Genomic DNA, 16078 nt, shown 5'->3' with positions numbered 1-16078 from the left:
GCAACTATCCATCGAAAAGTCCCAGTTGGTTGTTCTGCGTCGTCACGTACCGCACCACGTTTTCCTTCGCGTAGTGCAGGCCGCCTAGCCGGTCAATCTTCTGCTTCACCAGCCCGATGGCCCACGGCATTTCCTGCTCGATGTGCCGGGTGGTAAAGCGCAGCACATCCCAATCAGCTGCCGCAGCGATTTCATTGTTTCGCGCTTTGTCGTAAATCACCGCCTCCGGGCTCATGTGGTACGTGTCGCCGTCGCATTCCACGTCTACGTTGCCCTTCGCGCAATAAAAAACGAAGTCACACACCCAGTTCTTGCCGTTGGTTTGCAGCAGAACTTGCCGCTCAGCCGGTAGATTCTGCCGCCGCAACTCCTGCCAGAACACGTCCTCTAACGGGCTTTCGTGGAACAGGTCATTGACCTCTGTTGCCTGCGAAAACTTCGCCCAGGTCGTCGGCACAAATAATAGTCGCCGTCCTCGATAACTCACTATCGGCTGCGCCAGCTCCTGTAGCGGCCCAAACGAAATTTTGTGATACTTCTGCTCCGAGCGGCTGCTGGTAGTTTCTTCAGGAAACAACTCCGCCCGTGTCACTACTTCTACCTTCGTCACGGCCGCGTAGTACCGCACGCTATACTGCTGCTTCTTGAAAGCCCTCGGAAAGTAAAATGCTAGAAACCGCACCGTTCCCTGTCGCAGCGCGGCTGGTATTCGGCTGCTGGTCGGAATCCGGTACCACTGCTGGGTCTGCGCAATGTAGAAGTCACTCGGCTCCTTCGCCAGCACCACCAATACATCACTAACCGGGTAAGGACCACGCATCACAAACAGGGATTTTCAATAAGGGAATGGTGCTAATACAGCAGCAAACGAAGTAAAAGTAAGAAGTGGGCTACCCAGTACATACTTTGTCGTTAATGTAACTCACCACCCACCAGCTCGCTTCGCGCCAGGTCCGCCAGGTGCAAGGGTAGGGGCCGGTGAGTCCGGATACATTGCCCGGTAATACTCCGTCAGCTCCGTATCACTCATTCCCCAGGCCTTGCGCTCAAACTTGTCATCATACCGTGCCCGCTGGCCCATTTGATGCAGATACGAGTTGAACCTGCCCGCACGCAGAGACAAAGTAATGACCGTTTTGCCCTGCTGGTATTCGTGCGTGATGCGGTTGACATAAAACGCGGTAGACCCCGTCGCCGCTTCCAGAAATGGCAGTTCGATGCTCTCGCCAAACCGCGGGGTTACGGCCAGCCGACACCGGAACTCAATGTTCTCAAACCAGCCATCCACAAAAAATACGTGCTCCACGTCCGTAAACTGCAGCGCGTCCGTGTCGGCCTCAATCAAAGCCAGAAAGTCGGTGAATAGCGCATCGAGCCAACGCCGGTACAGCTTCCCGTCAATCTTCAGCTGCTTCTGCAGGGCGTTGGCCGTCGGTGGCTTTTCGGACCAGTTAAGCTCCAGTATCAGCCCTACCAGTGGCGCGTAGGCTTTCCCGGGCAGCGGCAGTCTGCGCAACGCCGTCTTCACCAGTATCAGGCTTTGCAGCATCTGCTTAGAGTCTCTTGGCTCTTTGTATTCTTCGACGGGCGTTTTCATTTCTCAACCGGTTAAGTCAGCAAGTGCTGGTTAGTAGGAATTATACGCCAGCCGCCTGCTCGAAAGGACTCACAATGGGCTCACCATGCCAGTCTGCCGCCAACTCCGCACCGCGAATTCTTGCCCGCAGCGTGTTTCAAAGCCATTTGCTTCCACTGTTGGCCAGTTTCGAAAGGACTCACAATGGGCTCATACCAGAAAGCTAGTTTGCTCAGGCCGCCTCTGCCAGTGCCGTGCGTACCAGCGCATAGATGGTTTCCCAGCCCAGCCGAATGCTTTCCGCCGGCATTTCCACCAGGTACTGCGTCGTCACAAAGTTGACCAGCTCCGTCAGCCGCTCGTCGTTATCTAAAGCTGCTGGCAGCGCCACCCGCCAAGCGTCCGTATTCGGCCGGGTGATTTCCACCGTCCGCTCGCCTTCCTGATGTTCCATAATCCGGACATTCATCAATACTCGTGCATTAGCCATTTATCGGTAGTTATTAAAGTGTGAGTATAATCTTCATTGCCAGTAACACCCGCCCCACAGTTTTCCACTTTATCGCAAACCCCAGGCTTACCGCATCCCGCTATATTCCCCGCCAATGGCACCACTTCTATTCGTGCTTCACCAAGTAAAATCACGTTTTTCATATAGTTGAGCCCTGTTCTAGTATGCAAGTATACGGTGCTGCTAATAATATTAGTTTCATAATTGTCAAAAATATTAGTAAAATGTGACTTAGTCTGTCAAATTACATTGCTCATGTGCAAAGTTTTTTCCTGATTCCGGCTCCGATTCAGGTTAGTCTTCCCGCATCCTATTTCTAAAAGATGTTATTTATAACAACTTTTAGAAATGAAACACCTTGCTGGCCTGCGTATCAATGCCAACGTTCTGCCAACCCGCTCGTCTTCTGTTGGCCCTAACCGACCAACCTGGCTTATAGCTGGCCTGAACTTGTGTGGGGCGACTAGGTTACGGGCACTGTTTTCGGTAACGGCCGCCACCTCATGGCCTCCTGCGCCCGTAACAATCCGCTTTTAACACTTACTCAACCGACAGAAAAATGATGAAATCCACTCTTCTCCTCACGGCCGCGCTGGCAGCCTACGCGGTGCAGGCCCCGGCCCAAACCGCCCCTACCGCAGCCACAACCATGCGCGCGGCCGCCGACCAGATTCCGACAACCAAAGGCCCGCTCACGGTGCAGCCCATCACGCACGGCAGCGTGGTGTTTACCTGGAACGGCAAAACCATTTACGTGGACCCCTACGGCGGGGCCGAAGCCTACGCCGGCCTGGCCGCGCCCGATGTTATCCTCATCACCGACATCCACGGCGACCACCTGGACCCCAAGACGCTGGCGGGCCTCTCGGTGGGCAAGGCCCTGATGGTGGTGCCCAAAGCCGTAGCGGAAAAGTTGCCGGCCGAGTATAAAGCGCAGGTCCGCATTCTTAGCAACGGCCAGAAGCTCGACACGTTGGGCCTGAGTGTTTCGGCCATTCCGATGTACAACCTGCCCGAAGCAGCCGACGCGCCGCATCCCGCAGGCCGCGGTAATGGCTACTTACTGAACCTGGGCGGCAAAAACGTGTACCTGTCCGGCGACACCGAGGACACGGCCGAAATGCGCGGCCTGAAGAACATCGACGTGGCCTTCGTGTGCATGAACCTGCCCTACACCATGGACGTGAACCAGGCCGCGCAGGGCGTGCTGGCTTTCAAGCCGGGGATTGTCTACCCGTACCACTACCGAGGCCAGGATGGCCTGAGTGACGTAGCTTCCTTCAAGAAGATGGTGAATGCGGGCAATAAGAAAATTGACGTTCGGCTGCGTAACTGGTACCCGGCTGCCAAGTAAGCAGGGCCTGATAAAACGAAACGAGCGGACCATCTGGCCCGCTCGTTTCATCTCCACCCTACACCTCAAAATGCGGTCGGTCCTTAAACCCTGGCCAGTCGCCGCCCCAATGCACCCGCGCATCGGCCGCCTTCATCAGCCGCGCAAACTTGCTCAGCAGCAGCCCCGACCAAGACACTGTCCCATCGGCCAGCAGAAACGCCACGTCCAGCGCCCGGCTCGGCAACATGTTGTGCTTCGACTCCCCACCGCGCTTGTAGGTCACCACCGGCCCCGGCGCACTCCGCCCGTGGGTGTACAGCTCATCCTGCGCCGCCGGCGACCGGTACCCTTCGCTCACGAAGGGCAGCCCCAGCGTCATCAACACCGGGTCACCCATCCAGCGCCGCAACGCCAGCTGATAGGCTTCCACCAGCTCCGTCCGTACCTGCGCCAGCCGCGTGGCCTGCCGCAGCCGCTGCGCCACGTTCAACCGCGGCGGCGGGAGCATTGGTAGCGCCGCTGCCTGGTTATTCAACTCCGTTGCCATTGCTCTTTTCACGTTGGGGAACAGCCTGTTCCACAGGTACCACTTCCACCGGCACCTTCACGACTTCCTCGGGCTTCTGCAGCGCCTTGCGCACCGTCGCCCAGATGGTGACCAGCGCCACCAGGGCCTGAATTATCAAGTGCCCGTAGTTCTCAATTTTCGACGGGTCGGGCGGCGTAAGGCCGCTGCTCACCACCTGACCCAGCAATGCCGTGGTCACAATGTGCGAGATATGTCCTGCTTTCGTGCTGCTAAACATAATGTTGAAAGGTTAAGTAAAATTTATTTGTACAAAGCTAGCTAATGTCAAACATATTTTACGAAAGCAGTACCACATTGGGTTTGTTATTTTTGCATTAAACGAAGTATTTCAATGATGTGGGGCTGCCCCCGGCCCTTCGCGCTGCTACTGGCCGGGGTCGGGCTGTCCAGGGGTGCGCTACGCTCCCGTGCTGTGCACCGCTCCCGTTGGTCGCGCCCTTACCATCCCTCAGCTCGACGGCCGTTTCAGCTGATTCTCCAGTGTCACCGCCCCACGCTGCCAGGCCGCGCCGGGCCTAGAAGAAGGCCCCACGCCACCCGTCCGCTACCGTAACCCACCGCCCGGCCCAGCCCCTGCGCTACGCCCTGCTGCACCAGCCCCCGCGTCACTGCGCTCCGGGCCCCGGCCTCAACCCACCGCACCGCTACTCCAGTCACCCGGGCCGACTTCCTGCGGGCGTCGGACCTGCTACCCCTGATACTTCCCAAACGCCCGCCCGCCGCACCCGCCGCCGCGCAGCCTGGCCAACCTTCCGCACCAATTAGCCCACGCCAGGCAGCGCGTCGTCCCCGCCCGTGCCAGCCGCCCCGGGGCCAGCCGTCGCTTCCATTCCCTGCACTCCCTACGCGACGCGGCGCTACGTTCATTCGTCGCTGCGCCTTGCTGCGCTCCTCATTCCCCACGCTTGCTGCGCTCCGGTCGCTCCGGTCATTGCAGCGCCGTCCCGGCCCTCTCCCCACCGCACCGATACTACCGGACCAACAGCCTCAAAAGCAACTCCCAAACGCCAGCCCGCCGCACCGCAGTCCCGCCGCGCAGGGCCAAAAAAAGGCCCCACGCCACGGGTCCGCACCCCCTAGCAGTGGCAGCAGGCCGCGGGCCTAAAAGCCCGCCACCCGCCAGTAAAGTCTGCGTTCAGGCCACGCAGGCAGAAGCAAGGCCCGCTTCGCGGAGGGTTTCATTGGGGAGTACCCCAAGCCCCCGCCATCATGCCCCGGCTAACGCCCGGTCATACTCCTCGGCTTCCGCAGCCTCCCGTTGGTCGGCCACTACCGCCTCACAAGGCCGGCTCCGCCGAGTATCCATTGGGGGCCTCAGCCCGCCCCCAAACCCCCAAGGCAAGGCATCCAGGGTGTTTGGTCTGGTGCCCGGCAGGGGGGGGCAGCTGGCCCGCCTGGTGCCAGCTCAGTCCAGGGGCAGCAGTTCCACCGGCCGGCCCAGCCGCCGGGCGGCCCGCAGTGTGCTCAGCGTCCCCTTGCTCTGGCCATCCCACACCACCAGCACCAGCGCGGCCCGCCTCACTATCTCGGCATTGCGCACATGGGTGGCGGCCGTCGGGCCGTGGGCGGCATAGTCGGGCCGCAGTTCCGTCAGCGGCACCCCGTGGGCTCGGGCCCAGCTGGCCGCCAGGGCATCCACGCCGGCCGCGCCCCCGCTCACTACTTCCGCCGGCTCCAGTTCGGCCAGCCGCTGCGTCAGCGCCGCGCAGCTTTTCACGCCTCGGCTACCCACCACCGCCACCGCCTTGTTTTTGTGTTTTTCCATACTACAATATACGACAAATAAAGTTGTTAAACAAGCATATTTATTTGTCAAATTAGTTGTCATTGTTCAAGTAAATTTGTATCTTTGGTTTGTAGTCAGGAAGGCCCTGGCTACTTGCCCACCCGGAGGCCTACGGCGCGGGCACCCCACGGCTAACTCTTACAGCCATGCAACCCAATCAACTTTTGCAGCTTGCCGCTGCCGCCTGGAAAGGCCCCGCCCTGTGCTCGTTCTCGGGCATCTACATTTCGCAGTCTGCCGCCACCTATGGCAAGGGTAGCACCTCGTGGCACGTCATGCTCAGCTTAGAGCAGCGGCCGGAGTGCCAGCCCTCGGGCGGCTTCGCCGGCTCATCGCCCTGCCCATTCGAGGCCTTGCGCCGGGCTTTCCGTGCCATGCGCGCCGCGCACCCCGGCTTTGCCTTTGCGGCCGTGTGGGAGGTTATCAAGGCCGAGGATGAGTTTGCCGGTGTTCCTGCCCGTGCCTAGCGTCGCCATTGCCCCAGCCGCGCCTGTTGTGTGTGCGGCTGGTGGCCAGGTCGCGGCCAAGTGGGCTGCCCTGCGCGCCACCCTGGCCAAGCTGGAGGCCAAGCAGCCACCTCGTCCCCAGGTAGTCCCGCCGCCCGCGCCCATCGACCCGGCTACTGTCGCCGCCCGCCATGCGCTGGCCCGTGCCCACTCCGCCTTTTTCGATGCCCGCGCCGCCAAGTATGCGCTGCGCGATGACTACCGCACCCAGCCCGGCCGCTTTGCCCAGCTGCGCGCCGCCATCCTCCGCTGCCGCGAGGTTCAGGCCACTTACCAAGCTGCCGCCGCCGCTTTCCACGCCAGCCCTGCCGGTGCCGCCTTGCAGGCCGCCCGCGCCAAGTATCCCCGCTTTTAGCCACCAGGCCCGCGCCCGCCCGGCGCGGGCCGCTAGGCACCATTTCAAGAAGTCACCAGGTGCCGCCAATCCGGGCGGCCCCACTAAACACGCCCCACCATGCCAAAAACCGCTACTCCCTACCAGCCCCATTTGCTCGACCCGGCCAGCGCCCAGCCGCAGCCGGTCAGCCCCGCCAACGGCCGCAGCTTCAAGCTGGCCGAATTGTACCAGCTGCTCGATTGCCAAACCGTCGACGTGGTGCGCGTCACCGAGGAGCTGATTCTCATCATCGACGACGAAGGCAAGTTCCGCAACCCCGCCTACCTCAACCTGCTGGCCACCTACGTCTGGCACCAGCACCAGCCCGCCGCCCGGGGCGTCGACTGCATTGTTGGCCGCGCCATTCTGTGCCACGACAAGCAATTCCGCTAACAAACCAACGGCGCAGGGGCTGGCCGCCAAAAGGCCCCACCTTTTTCATTTCCAACCTCAACCATTTTCCATATGTCCACCAAAGTAAAAGCCCAACGTACCGCCACCAGCGAAGCCGGTACCGCATCCACCACCGCCCCCGAGGCTTCCATGTTCGTGCTCAGCGGCCCCATTACAGCCGTGCCCGCTTACCTCATCGAGAAAACCGACGAGGCCACCGGCGAAGTCGTGCAGGTGTCGCGCTTTCGCTACCTGCCCGGCCACCCGCGCCAAGTGCGTTTCGACGCCAAAGCTGGCCAGTTCAACATCGGCGGCACCGTACCCCTTGGCAATTCGCTTTCCTTCATCCCGCTGGCCTGGCGCGTGTTCCAGGACGATATTCTGAACATGGGCCGCAAGCTGTGGGCCGAGCTGTTTTTTGCCGACGACAAGGGCGCTATCTGCGCCGTGCTCTTCCACGGTTACAGCGTCGAAAACCTGTACCGCCTCATCGAGCCGCTGTTTTACGACGACCTGACCCTGGCCGACGTGACGGTAAAAGTCACCGCCGAGAAGAAGCAGACCACCAAGGACGGCAAGACGGCTACCTACTACATCGCCCAATTCAGCTACGAAGCCGCCGACGCGGCCGAGGTAGCCGCCCGCCGCGATTTCGCCCGCGACTTTCCCATCTGGCGCGCCGAAACCTACACCGGCAACGCCGACATGCGCATCCAGCACGGCTACACCGTCCCCGTCGAGGACGACCCCACCAGCCCCGAGCCGGCCGCCGCTGAGCCTACGGCATTGCCGCTGGCCGCCTAATGCCCTGGCCCCCATGGTACCCGCCGTGGGGGCCACCCGGCTATACCTATCATCAAATGCCATTTCCGATGAACCACACCACCGAATTGCCCCAGCTGTCCCTTGAGCAGCCGGCCCGCGACGACGCCGAGGCCGCCTTGCTGGCCCAGTTGGCCAAGCTCTTAACCGCTGCCGACCTGTTGCCCGACTTGCGCGACTTCGCCCCGCAGGTGCGCCAACTCTTTCCTGAGCCCGCGTACCTGGTCGGCTGTGGCAGCGCCCATATCTGGTTGCACCGCGCCGCTGACCCCAACCGCCTGGCCTTTATCCGCTAACCCTCTTTTCTTAACCCTCATGTTTCACGCCCTTACGCATCACCCCGCCCTGACCCAGGCCCAGCACCGCGCCCTGCCCCAGGTTTCCAACACCGACTTGTCCGAGCTCAAAGCCGGCATCATGGGCCAGCTGCGCCGGCCCAACCCCGTGGCCCTGGCCTACGGCAGCCATTTTCATTCTGCCGTGCTGGAGCCGGCCACCTACGTTCGCACCGAGGAGCGCGGTATTAAGTGGACCGACCTGGAATTGCTGGCCCGCCAGGTACGCCGCCAACGCTACTGCCGCGACCTGCTTTATCGGGGCCAAGCCGAACAATCCTACACGGCCACCCACACGGCCACCGGGGTAGGAGTGAAGCTGCGCCCCGACCTATTGGTCCGCAGCCCCGCCGGCCGCCAGCTCACGCTCATCGACTTCAAAACTACCAGCAGCCCCGACCGGGCCCACTTCCTGACCACCATCGAGAAGTACGACTACGACCGTCAGGCTGCCCTATATCTGGACGTGCTCGGCGCCACGCGCTTTCTCATTATCGGTGTGCAGAAGAAAGCCCCAAACGAAGTGTGGCGCGTTGAGCTAACGGCCATGCCCGGACTCATCGAGCAGGGTCGCAAAAAGTATGCGGCCCTGCTGCGTCACCACGCCCGGCAAGCCCCCGGCTTGTCCATTCCATTTACCATGCCCGCGCCGTTGGCACTTGCCGCTTAACTTGCTGCTATTCATTTCACCAACTCTCTTTTAACTCCCGCTATGGCAACCTTCCAAATCTTCCACAGCAGCGGCCAGTACTGGTACCACCTGCGCGCCGGCAACGGCGAAATTGTCCAGTCCGGCGAAGGCTACACCACCAAGGCCAGCTGCCAGAACGGCATCCGGTCCGTCCAGGCCAATTGCCAGCCCCAACGCTTCGAACCCTTCTTCAACGCCGGCCAGTACGGCTTCAACCACGTTGCCGCCAACGGTGAAATTATCGGCCGCAGCGAGAAGTACACCACCGCCCAGTCCCGCGACGACGGCATCCAGGTCGTGCTGCAGGAAGCACCCACCGCCCGCATCGAAGACCTGAGCTAGTTGTTGTCGGTGCAGGTAGTCAAAGCCCCGTCAGCTACTGGCTGACGGGGCTTTGACTTGTTCGGAAATAACGGCAAGCAGGGTAAGCCGAGTTGTGTAGCACCTTGCTGCACAATTCAACATCTGTCCAGATTGGTTAAAAGTGCAACAGCTTGTTGCACAATTTAGGCCTGCCTCGACCAAGGACAATTTTGCAACAGCTTGTTGCAAAAATTACGGCACCCACTTACTGCGGTGCCAGTTCAAAAACGCGGGGTCCGGTAGAAACCGCCGCCGCAGTGGCAGCCGCAGCGCCTGCCCGTGGTACTGTCCCAGCAGTTCCCCCGCCGCCTGAGCGTCCGGCCGGTTATGCTGCCGCACGGTCGGCGCTACCTCAATCACGTAGTCATCGGGCCGGATGGTGAACAGCCCCAGCTCAAATGCCCGGTCGTGCAGCGCATTTAGCGCCAACCCATTGCGCGGATTCAGTCGGTTTGCTACGTCCACCGCCCAGGGCTTTATATGACCCGCTACCAGCAGCGCCGGCTGCCGCAGGCCCGTGATGCAGCAGGTATTGTCATACGCGGCCAGCACCGTGCGCCGGAAAAACTGCTGATTCACCCGCACGTTCACCAGTTGCTCCTTCACCCGGCCCACCGGTACCGGTGGCAGCGGCTCGTATTCCGCCGCCACGTCTTCAAGGGTGAGGTGCTGTGCATCGGCCAGCAGCCGCTCACTTTCCAGCGCCCGCCCCGCCCAATCGGCGTAAAATTCCTGCCATACCTGCCGGTCCAGGTGGCTGGCATTGCTCATGCCCGCCCGGTCCAGGCTCGGGTCGAGGCTTGCGAAGTTTACCAGCTTCAGCGCCACAGAGCTCGGCGTACGGCCAACCAGTCCCGCCAGCTCGATAATGGCCGGGTTGCCCTTGTGCAGCTGCCCGAAAGTGAGCTTGCAGTACAAGTTGATGGCTAGCAACAGCTCGTCGCGGGTCCAGAGTCGTTGGCCTTGCTTCATAGCCGCGAAACTACCCCAATTTCAACCATTGTAGACCAATTGACAGAATAGGTTAGTTACGTACCTGTGTTAGCTTTCAAGTGTTTGACAATAGTCCTTTAGCTTATTAACTTTCGTATTTCTGATTTGTGGCATTTATTTAAAATGTTAGGCCATGATACCTGAAATTACCCTCACCTTCACTGAAGACCAGAAAGCAGAGCTAGAGCAGGCAATCCAGCGCGAAATCGAGCACCAGGTGAGTACCATTCTGTCCCGGTTGCCGCTCCCCGAGGTAATGTTTTCCTTCCCGCAAGCCGCCAAACTGCTGGCGCTGCATCCCGAAACGCTGCGCGATTACACCAAGCTGCCCGCTCGCCACCCCCGCCGCCTGCGCTACGTGGATTGTACTGGTAGCCCCCGTGGCCACCGCATCACGGCCGCCGAGCTGCTCTCTTGGCAGCAGCGCAACCACCCCGACACTCAGTTGGAATCCTTTTTCATGAAAGTGGCCGAGCGCCGCGCCCGTCGAAACCGACAGTAAGCCCCAAGTTTATCAGCTTGTCACTTTGTCTCACAGAGGTGCTGGATGTCTCTCACAGTTCATCATTCCAGCGTGACCTGTCCACCGGCACCGGACCCAGTTCGTGGCCAAATAATCCGAGAACCTGATTGACCTTGTCCAGCTGCAGGGTAGCTTTCCCTTGTTCTAATTCCCGCACAAACCGCAGGCCCACGCCCGCTTTGGCGGCCATATCAGGTTGAGTAAGCCGGAGCATTTTCCGCCGCTGTTTTATGAACTATGCAATGCTTTCAGCCATATAAATAAGAGCCTTGGGATGAGGGTGGCATTGACCATAGATGTACCCGAACGGGTGTAAATATAGACTTCAGCAACATATTGTACCCGGTCGGGTATAAATAAAAAATACCAACCTCTGTAGACAGGGGTTGGTATTTTTCAGAAGTACCAGAGGTAGATGCGGTCGTTAAGCCTCAGTTGTTTCCGAGGCAGCAGGAATTGCATCCGGTACGAGCGCCGGTTTCGGGGCCACGACTTTGGCCCCTACCAGCATTGTCTGAGCCGGCGGAATAATTGGCGTACCCGTCATCAGTTCCCCAAACAGCGGGTTAGCCGGCAGCGGCTGCCCGCCGTTGGCGTCCGGCACCTGGTTGAAGATGATGGCCTCCTCGCCGGGCGTACTCTGTGCCAGGTGGTCTTCCAGCACTTCCTGCCCGCTGTTGGCGTGCAGCGCCTGCGTGAGCAGCGTGTAGGTGCTCACGTCCACGTTGTAGAGTTGGTTCAGCGCGTTCATCTGCATGGCCGCGTCCTCGGCCGCGCCGATGGCATCCGATAGCAGTTTGGTATAACGCCTAGCCTTCTGGTCGGCTTTAGCCCGCAGGCTGATGGCGCGCTTCATGCGACGCTTAAATTGCTGTTGATAAGCTGTAAGTGCCATAATGGAGAAAAGTTGAAAGTGAAAAGAAAGACTTAATCCAGGTCAGAATCGGGCGGCAGCATCGCCCCGCCCACGTTAGTCGCCAGGTTGACGAACACGGCCGCCGGTGCTCCACCTAGGCTGGCTGCTGCAACTTGGTTGAGCGCTGCCGCCGTGCCGGCCAGCCGGTAGCCGTCCACTAAATCGGTACGCAGGCTCATGTTTGTGCCGTACAGCGTGTTTATCCGCTCTATATGGTCGGCTGCCGTTTCGCCTAGTGCCAGCACCGTGGCCAACCGGGCTACTAGGAAACGCGCCTGCCGGTCGGCCTTGGCCCGTAACGCCAGCGCCTTTTTCATGCGTCGCTTGTATTGCAGCTGATAGCCGGTGAGTGCCATGGGAAGGAGAGGGGGGGAGGGAAGAAAAAACGGCCAGCCGGTAATGGCTGGCCGTTTATCCATGCAGCAGCGGCTTAGGCCACGTACTCAATCGCCAGCGGGTTAGTGCTGTTGTTGTTGAGCGGGTAGAACTTGCCGTTCACCTGCTGGTAGAAGTTGATGCCGACCACACCCACCACCAGGTTAGCCGCGGGCGGAGCAGCTGGGAAAGTGGCTACCACCGCCTGGTTGGCCAAGGCCACGCTGTTCACCGCCAGGATGCCCAGTGGCGCGGCCACCACAGCATTGGTGTAGGTCAGCGTCTCCATGTCCAACGACGAAGCGGCAAATACTACCTCAAAGTGCGTCGTGCCCTGCGGCGCGGCAATGTCCGAGGCCGGATTCAGCGCCGGAATCGTCATCGTCACGTCCGTGCCCGCGCCCGTCACCTCGTAGGGGAAGTACATCGTCTGCCCGATGCCAGCCCCTGCGTTGAAGTTGAAGCCGAGCAGCGGAGCCGAGTTGGTCGAGTCGAACACCCGTTGCCCACGGTCATTCGTGTCATCGAGGCCGATGACTTCGCGCATGGCCTTGGTCAGGCGCGAGGCCACGCGGCTATCGCTGGCCGAGGCAATGGCCACGCGCAACGAGTCGCGCAGCACCTTGCTGTAGCTGGCCGCCAGGCCAAATTCCGATGCGTTTTCACGAGTCCGCGCCATGCTGGCCGCGTTCATGAATTTAGCCTTGTTCGAGGCCGGCTTTTGCGCAACTGAGCCATCCTTTCGGAAGACCAGCCCGCCCACCGTCCCCTGCAGGCCCAAAATACCAGTTTGTTGTGCCATTGTGAAAAGTAAATTGTCGGAATGCGCCGATTTGCCAATAGCGGCCAGCACGCCAACCCGCATTCATAGCCAGGGCGCTGTTTGTGGAGTCGAAATACTTCAAGTAAATTTGACAATCCTAGTGCCGTGCCCCGTATAACCCGGTCAGTCCCCATACACCCCGCCCCATCGCCGTGACCCGCATCTGCCTTTACCCCAAAGACGTGGCGGCCCTCACCGGCCGCAGCTACGATTCCGCTAAGCGGCTCGTGCGCCGCGCCCGCCAGGCCGCCGGCAAACCCGCCGGAGCCCTTGTCACCGTGCAGGACTTTTGCCGCCTCACCGGCCTCGATGCCACCGAGGTCAGCGAAGCCCTGAACGCTCCCGTTTCTCGGTAGCTCGCACCGTACTCCAAGGCACTTCGAAGCGTACACGAAGCGTACACGCGCCCACTGCGGCCAGACCGCGCCGACCAAAAAAATCCCCGACCTAGAAGTGAATCCGGCCGGGGATTTTCGATTCAGGGCAGCCTGATTATTATGCCGCCATCACCGTGCAAACCGAACCATCCAGTGCGCTCACGGCCGGCACGGTGGCCGGCCCATCCCACGCCGCCCGCATGGCTTGGTGCTGCAGCTCCTCAACCACCTGTGCGTAGCGCATTGTATTCTGAATCTTGGCGTGGCCCATTACCCGCTGCAATACCGTCACCGGCATTCCTCGCAGTAGGCTTTGCACTGCAAACGTGTGGCGGGCCGTGTGCATCGTCACCAACTCGTACAGCGGTACGGCTTGTTTTACTACCTGTCCACCGGCCGTGCTTACCACTTCCACCGGCCGCGACAACCCCGCCAGCTGCGTGATTTTCTTCAAATACCGGTTCATCGGCTGGTTGGCCAGTACCGGCAGCAGCCGAGCCCCGTCAAATTGGCGTTCAGGGGTTGCGTATCGGTCCAATATCTCTGCCGCCACTCGGCTCAGGTAGATGCTTACTGTGGCCCGCGTCTTGGTCTGTATCAGCCGTAGCACCCGGTCACCGTCACCATTGGCGCCCAATAGATGCAGGTTGCCAGCGTGTAGCGCCGCCACGTCAGAGTAGCGCAAGCCCGTGTAGCAGCAAAACAAGAACACGTCCCGTGCCGGTTCCAGGGTCTTCGAGAGCTTTACCGCCACCAGCGCCGCGAGGTCGGCCCCGGTCAGATAAGTTTTGGCCTGGTCGGTATACTTCACTTCGAAGCGCTTCAAGTCCAGCCCTAGCGTTAGTCCCCGCTCATCCTGCGCATGGCGCAAAAAGGTTTTCAAGTCTTTCAGCAAGGTATATACCCCATTGGCCGACAAGCCGCAGCCTGTCCGCAAGTGGCTCACATAGTCGTCATGCACTGCTGAGGTATAGCCGGCCAGCAGCAGGCCTTTGCGCCGGGACTTTTCCAAAAATGTCTCCAAGTGGTTACACGCCGTTTTGTAGTGCCGCAACGTGTGAAAGGCATATCCGCGCCCGGCCAGCACTTCCCGAAACTCCGTGAAGCGAGCCACGAGTGTCGGCTCTTCCTTCACCACAACGGTCGCCGGATTCACTGCCTCGCGCATCAACGCCACGCTCGGTGCGATGTTCGCCGTTCGTAATTCCCGGTACTTGTCTTCCAGCCGCCGCACCAGGGCCGCAAGCCCCAGGTTGGCCGAGGTGAAGCCCGGAAACGAGCGCCGGAACTCTTGTTCCTTCTCGTTCCACTGCCGCGGCTCGCACCGCTCTTTGGTCGAGCAGCGCAGCCGCAGCCCGTCGAAATACGCCAATACATAGACCGGCACGGTGCCCGCCTTATCCTGTTTATCATGCCGCAGCTCAAACACAACTTTCATAAGATTTAGAAAAAAGAGGTGGCGTAGGAGGTGGCGTAAACCCATTGGTAAGTCCAGGTATTAGCTCTGGTAAATCCAATTTGGGCTGAACGCAAAAAAGCCTCAAAAACTGCATCTGCGAACAGATTTACAGCTTTTGAGGCTTGAATTTGGGGTGGTCGTTAGACCTTCCTAGTACCCGGAGCCGGAGTCGAACCGGCACACCTTGCGGTATTGGTGTTTGAGACCAACGCGTCTACCGGTTCCGCCATCCGGGCAGGATGAACCTTTTCAGAACAATTCCGCTCTGCCGGTATCAGGAGCGGGCTGCAAAGGTAGCTAGCTGCTGCTGGATGCGCAACAGATAGCGCTTTTTTAGGTAATAGGTGCGGATTTGCTGGAGCGCCGCCGGCCGGTGGTCGGCGGGGAGCTGCTCATAGCCAGCTAGTACCGGTTCGATGCCGGCGTCGAGGGTGTCGGCCAGCGCCTGGACTTCGGTGGCTACCTGGGTGCCGGTGGCGCCTGCGGGGTCCATTTCCAGCTCCATCAGCTGCTCGTTGAGGTCCATCATGTCCATCAGGAAATCGGGCGGGAGCTGTTCCTGCTTGCCTTCTTCGAGCAGGCCGTGCTGGCGCAGCAAGTAGGCCATGCGCTGGTCGGGGTCGGCGAGGGTGCGGTAGGCGTCGGTGTTGAGGGTGGCTTGGCGCAGCATGTCGGCCTGGTTTTCGGGCGAAGACGTGGCGTGAAAATCGGGGTGCGTTTCGCGGCTTTTGGCGTAGTAGAGGCGTCTGAGGGCGGCCTCATCGGGCCGGAAAGACTCGGGCAGGCCGTAGAAGGCGAAGTAGTCGGGCGTGTCGGGCATGGGGCGAAGGTAGCAGCGCAAGCGGGCGCGCGGTTGCTTTTACCCTCAAACCTGTTGTATGGTTTGGGCCCGGCGGCGGCACCCTTTCATTTTGACCAATCTCCCGACTTCTGCTACTTTATTGATGAACAGCTGGGTAATGCTGCGGCGTTACCGCTTGCTTTGTGCAGGCAGGGGGCCAGGAGGAGCCCGGTTTCACTCAACCACGGCAACTGACTCCGAGGAAAAAGCCACCGGCGGGGCGGCAAACAACTTTTTGGTGGCCGGCCACACTTCGCCGAAAAGCTCGGATTTGCGGTAGCCGTTGAGGGCAGCTTCGTCCTCCCAATGGCTGTAGGTGCAGTAGACGTTCGGGCTCGCCGCATCCTGCCACAGCTCCAGATGCCGGCAGCCGGGCTGCTGCCGGATGCGGTGCTTGGTGGCGTGAAAAAGGTTTAGAAATGCCGGCACTTGCTCCGGGGCAAACGTCATGCGGACAACGCGGATGAGCATCAGGTCAGGGGTTTTG

24 protein-coding genes and 1 tRNA gene are annotated in these 16078 nt (G+C 60.3%); 10 read left to right on the top strand and 15 right to left on the bottom strand.

The annotated features are described in order from the left end of the window. Positions 1–4 precede the first annotated feature (4 nt). The 3 genes from I2H31_RS15370 to I2H31_RS15360 form a co-directional block, all read right to left on the bottom strand. Positions 5–820 (bottom strand): endonuclease domain-containing protein, encoded by an 816-nt coding sequence (locus I2H31_RS15370; protein WP_196293922.1) that lies wholly within the window; start codon positions 818–820, stop codon positions 5–7. A gap of 102 nt (positions 821–922) precedes the next feature. Further along, positions 923–1597, bottom strand: a complete 675-nt coding sequence (locus I2H31_RS15365; protein WP_196293921.1) for a hypothetical protein — start codon at positions 1595–1597, stop codon at positions 923–925. A 211-nt stretch (positions 1598–1808) separates the two neighbouring features. Beyond that, on the bottom strand, positions 1809–2030 hold the full coding sequence (locus tag I2H31_RS15360; protein ID WP_196293920.1) for a hypothetical protein: 222 nt from the start codon (positions 2028–2030) through the stop codon (positions 1809–1811). A gap of 619 nt (positions 2031–2649) precedes the next feature. Here I2H31_RS15360 and I2H31_RS15355 point away from each other — a divergent pair. Next, entirely contained in the window at positions 2650–3441 is a 792-nt protein-coding gene (locus tag I2H31_RS15355) for an MBL fold metallo-hydrolase (protein ID WP_196293975.1), read from the top strand. A gap of 58 nt (positions 3442–3499) precedes the next feature. Here I2H31_RS15355 and I2H31_RS15350 read toward each other — a convergent pair whose 3' ends face one another. The 3 genes from I2H31_RS15350 to I2H31_RS15340 all read right to left on the bottom strand — a co-directional run bounded on the left by I2H31_RS15350 (position 3500) and on the right by I2H31_RS15340 (position 5777). Beyond that, complete coding sequence (locus I2H31_RS15350; RefSeq protein WP_196293919.1) at positions 3500–3931, bottom strand: M15 family metallopeptidase; 432 nt, start codon at positions 3929–3931, stop codon at positions 3500–3502. A gap of 19 nt (positions 3932–3950) precedes the next feature. Beyond that, positions 3951–4229 (bottom strand): hypothetical protein, encoded by a 279-nt coding sequence (locus I2H31_RS15345; RefSeq protein ID WP_196293918.1) that lies wholly within the window; start codon positions 4227–4229, stop codon positions 3951–3953. A gap of 1188 nt (positions 4230–5417) precedes the next feature. Continuing rightward, a complete protein-coding gene (locus I2H31_RS15340) occupies positions 5418–5777 on the bottom strand; it encodes an SLOG family protein (protein ID WP_196293917.1) in 360 nt (119 codons plus the stop codon). A gap of 167 nt (positions 5778–5944) precedes the next feature. Between I2H31_RS15340 and I2H31_RS15335 the strand changes: the two genes are divergently transcribed. From I2H31_RS15335 to I2H31_RS15305, 7 genes are all read left to right on the top strand, one after another. Continuing rightward, positions 5945–6265 (top strand): hypothetical protein, encoded by a 321-nt coding sequence (locus tag I2H31_RS15335; RefSeq protein WP_196293916.1) that lies wholly within the window; start codon positions 5945–5947, stop codon positions 6263–6265. Then, positions 6258–6659: a hypothetical protein gene (locus I2H31_RS15330; protein ID WP_196293915.1), complete on the top strand. Its 402-nt coding sequence runs from the start codon at positions 6258–6260 to the stop codon at positions 6657–6659. Before I2H31_RS15335 ends, I2H31_RS15330 begins: the two co-directional genes overlap by 8 nt. Before the next feature lie 99 nt (positions 6660–6758). Next, positions 6759–7073 (top strand): DUF3846 domain-containing protein, encoded by a 315-nt coding sequence (locus I2H31_RS15325; RefSeq protein ID WP_196293914.1) that lies wholly within the window; start codon positions 6759–6761, stop codon positions 7071–7073. A 72-nt stretch (positions 7074–7145) separates the two neighbouring features. Further along, entirely contained in the window at positions 7146–7877 is a 732-nt protein-coding gene (locus I2H31_RS15320) for a hypothetical protein (protein ID WP_196293913.1), read from the top strand. Positions 7878–7945: 68 nt separating this feature from the next. Continuing rightward, positions 7946–8191, top strand: coding sequence for a hypothetical protein (locus I2H31_RS15315; RefSeq protein WP_196293912.1), 246 nt, complete (start codon positions 7946–7948; stop codon positions 8189–8191). A 19-nt stretch (positions 8192–8210) separates the two neighbouring features. Beyond that, complete coding sequence (locus I2H31_RS15310; protein ID WP_196293911.1) at positions 8211–8900, top strand: PD-(D/E)XK nuclease-like domain-containing protein; 690 nt, start codon at positions 8211–8213, stop codon at positions 8898–8900. Between the two features lie 42 nt (positions 8901–8942). Further along, positions 8943–9263 (top strand): YegP family protein, encoded by a 321-nt coding sequence (locus tag I2H31_RS15305; RefSeq protein ID WP_196293910.1) that lies wholly within the window; start codon positions 8943–8945, stop codon positions 9261–9263. A gap of 213 nt (positions 9264–9476) precedes the next feature. On the opposite strand, the gene I2H31_RS15300 is transcribed toward I2H31_RS15305, so the two are convergent. Then, positions 9477–10256, bottom strand: coding sequence for an HNH endonuclease (locus I2H31_RS15300; protein WP_196293909.1), 780 nt, complete (start codon positions 10254–10256; stop codon positions 9477–9479). Positions 10257–10410: 154 nt separating this feature from the next. Here I2H31_RS15300 and I2H31_RS15295 point away from each other — a divergent pair, with 154 nt between their 5' ends. Then, complete coding sequence (locus tag I2H31_RS15295; RefSeq protein ID WP_196293908.1) at positions 10411–10779, top strand: hypothetical protein; 369 nt, start codon at positions 10411–10413, stop codon at positions 10777–10779. A 52-nt stretch (positions 10780–10831) separates the two neighbouring features. On the opposite strand, the gene I2H31_RS15290 is transcribed toward I2H31_RS15295, so the two are convergent. The 4 genes from I2H31_RS15290 to I2H31_RS15275 all read right to left on the bottom strand — a co-directional run bounded on the left by I2H31_RS15290 (position 10832) and on the right by I2H31_RS15275 (position 12893). Beyond that, complete coding sequence (locus I2H31_RS15290) at positions 10832–11032, bottom strand: helix-turn-helix transcriptional regulator (protein ID WP_317192232.1); 201 nt, start codon at positions 11030–11032, stop codon at positions 10832–10834. Positions 11033–11224: 192 nt separating this feature from the next. Continuing rightward, a complete protein-coding gene (locus I2H31_RS15285) occupies positions 11225–11695 on the bottom strand; it encodes a hypothetical protein (RefSeq protein ID WP_196293907.1) in 471 nt (156 codons plus the stop codon). 32 nt (positions 11696–11727) lie between these two features. Further along, positions 11728–12072 carry a hypothetical protein gene (locus tag I2H31_RS15280; protein WP_196293906.1) on the bottom strand — a complete coding sequence of 115 codons (345 nt, stop codon included), beginning with the start codon at positions 12070–12072 and terminating at the stop codon, positions 11728–11730. Positions 12073–12146: 74 nt separating this feature from the next. Further along, positions 12147–12893, bottom strand: a complete 747-nt coding sequence (locus I2H31_RS15275; protein ID WP_196293905.1) for a hypothetical protein — start codon at positions 12891–12893, stop codon at positions 12147–12149. Between the two features lie 173 nt (positions 12894–13066). On the opposite strand from I2H31_RS15275, the gene I2H31_RS15270 reads away from it, so the two are divergent. After that, entirely contained in the window at positions 13067–13270 is a 204-nt protein-coding gene (locus tag I2H31_RS15270; RefSeq protein ID WP_196293904.1) for a hypothetical protein, read from the top strand. A gap of 139 nt (positions 13271–13409) precedes the next feature. Here the strand turns inward: I2H31_RS15270 and I2H31_RS15265 are convergent, their stop codons facing one another. The 4 genes from I2H31_RS15265 to I2H31_RS15250 all read right to left on the bottom strand — a co-directional run bounded on the left by I2H31_RS15265 (position 13410) and on the right by I2H31_RS15250 (position 16062). Next, positions 13410–14729 carry a site-specific integrase gene (locus tag I2H31_RS15265; protein WP_196293903.1) on the bottom strand — a complete coding sequence of 440 codons (1320 nt, stop codon included), beginning with the start codon at positions 14727–14729 and terminating at the stop codon, positions 13410–13412. A gap of 175 nt (positions 14730–14904) precedes the next feature. Further along, positions 14905–14986: transfer RNA gene (locus I2H31_RS15260), tRNA-Leu, on the bottom strand. Positions 14987–15024: 38 nt separating this feature from the next. Then, a complete protein-coding gene (locus I2H31_RS15255) occupies positions 15025–15570 on the bottom strand; it encodes an iron-sulfur cluster co-chaperone HscB C-terminal domain-containing protein (protein WP_196293902.1) in 546 nt (181 codons plus the stop codon). Between the two features lie 195 nt (positions 15571–15765). Continuing rightward, positions 15766–16062 (bottom strand): putative quinol monooxygenase, encoded by a 297-nt coding sequence (locus I2H31_RS15250; protein ID WP_196293901.1) that lies wholly within the window; start codon positions 16060–16062, stop codon positions 15766–15768. Positions 16063–16078: the final 16 nt, after the last annotated feature.

The sequence above is a fragment of the Hymenobacter ruricola genome (assembly GCF_015694525.1).
Lineage (GTDB): Bacteria > Bacteroidota > Bacteroidia > Cytophagales > Hymenobacteraceae > Hymenobacter > Hymenobacter ruricola.
The sequence above is the reverse complement of the archived record's forward strand: the minus strand, read 5'-3'. Positions and strand labels throughout refer to the sequence as shown.

Bases quoted from the DNA above. Each gene is read 5' to 3' on its own strand.
- I2H31_RS15340 (WP_196293917.1), bottom strand. From the start codon at position 5,777: ATGGAAAAACACAAAAACAAGGCGGTGGCGGTGGTGGGTAGCCGAGGC.
- I2H31_RS15325 (WP_196293914.1), top strand. From the start codon at position 6,759: ATGCCAAAAACCGCTACTCCCTACCAGCCCCATTTGCTCGACCCGGCC.
- I2H31_RS15280 (WP_196293906.1), bottom strand. From the start codon at position 12,072: ATGGCACTCACCGGCTATCAGCTGCAATACAAGCGACGCATGAAAAAG.
- I2H31_RS15275 (WP_196293905.1), bottom strand. From the start codon at position 12,893: ATGGCACAACAAACTGGTATTTTGGGCCTGCAGGGGACGGTGGGCGGG.
- I2H31_RS15345 (WP_196293918.1), bottom strand. From the start codon at position 4,229: ATGTTTAGCAGCACGAAAGCAGGACATATCTCGCACATTGTGACCACG.
- I2H31_RS15255 (WP_196293902.1), bottom strand. From the start codon at position 15,570: ATGCCCGACACGCCCGACTACTTCGCCTTCTACGGCCTGCCCGAGTCT.
- I2H31_RS15285 (WP_196293907.1), bottom strand. From the start codon at position 11,695: ATGGCACTTACAGCTTATCAACAGCAATTTAAGCGTCGCATGAAGCGC.
- I2H31_RS15365 (WP_196293921.1), bottom strand. From the start codon at position 1,597: ATGAAAACGCCCGTCGAAGAATACAAAGAGCCAAGAGACTCTAAGCAG.
- I2H31_RS15355 (WP_196293975.1), top strand. From the start codon at position 2,650: ATGAAATCCACTCTTCTCCTCACGGCCGCGCTGGCAGCCTACGCGGTG.
- I2H31_RS15335 (WP_196293916.1), top strand. From the start codon at position 5,945: ATGCAACCCAATCAACTTTTGCAGCTTGCCGCTGCCGCCTGGAAAGGC.
- I2H31_RS15370 (WP_196293922.1), bottom strand. From the start codon at position 820: ATGCGTGGTCCTTACCCGGTTAGTGATGTATTGGTGGTGCTGGCGAAG.
- I2H31_RS15250 (WP_196293901.1), bottom strand. From the start codon at position 16,062: ATGCTCATCCGCGTTGTCCGCATGACGTTTGCCCCGGAGCAAGTGCCG.
- I2H31_RS15300 (WP_196293909.1), bottom strand. From the start codon at position 10,256: ATGAAGCAAGGCCAACGACTCTGGACCCGCGACGAGCTGTTGCTAGCC.
- I2H31_RS15350 (WP_196293919.1), bottom strand. From the start codon at position 3,931: ATGCTCCCGCCGCCGCGGTTGAACGTGGCGCAGCGGCTGCGGCAGGCC.
- I2H31_RS15265 (WP_196293903.1), bottom strand. From the start codon at position 14,729: ATGAAAGTTGTGTTTGAGCTGCGGCATGATAAACAGGATAAGGCGGGC.
- I2H31_RS15295 (WP_196293908.1), top strand. From the start codon at position 10,411: ATGATACCTGAAATTACCCTCACCTTCACTGAAGACCAGAAAGCAGAG.
- I2H31_RS15305 (WP_196293910.1), top strand. From the start codon at position 8,943: ATGGCAACCTTCCAAATCTTCCACAGCAGCGGCCAGTACTGGTACCAC.
- I2H31_RS15320 (WP_196293913.1), top strand. From the start codon at position 7,146: ATGTCCACCAAAGTAAAAGCCCAACGTACCGCCACCAGCGAAGCCGGT.
- I2H31_RS15310 (WP_196293911.1), top strand. From the start codon at position 8,211: ATGTTTCACGCCCTTACGCATCACCCCGCCCTGACCCAGGCCCAGCAC.
- I2H31_RS15360 (WP_196293920.1), bottom strand. From the start codon at position 2,030: ATGGAACATCAGGAAGGCGAGCGGACGGTGGAAATCACCCGGCCGAAT.
- I2H31_RS15315 (WP_196293912.1), top strand. From the start codon at position 7,946: ATGAACCACACCACCGAATTGCCCCAGCTGTCCCTTGAGCAGCCGGCC.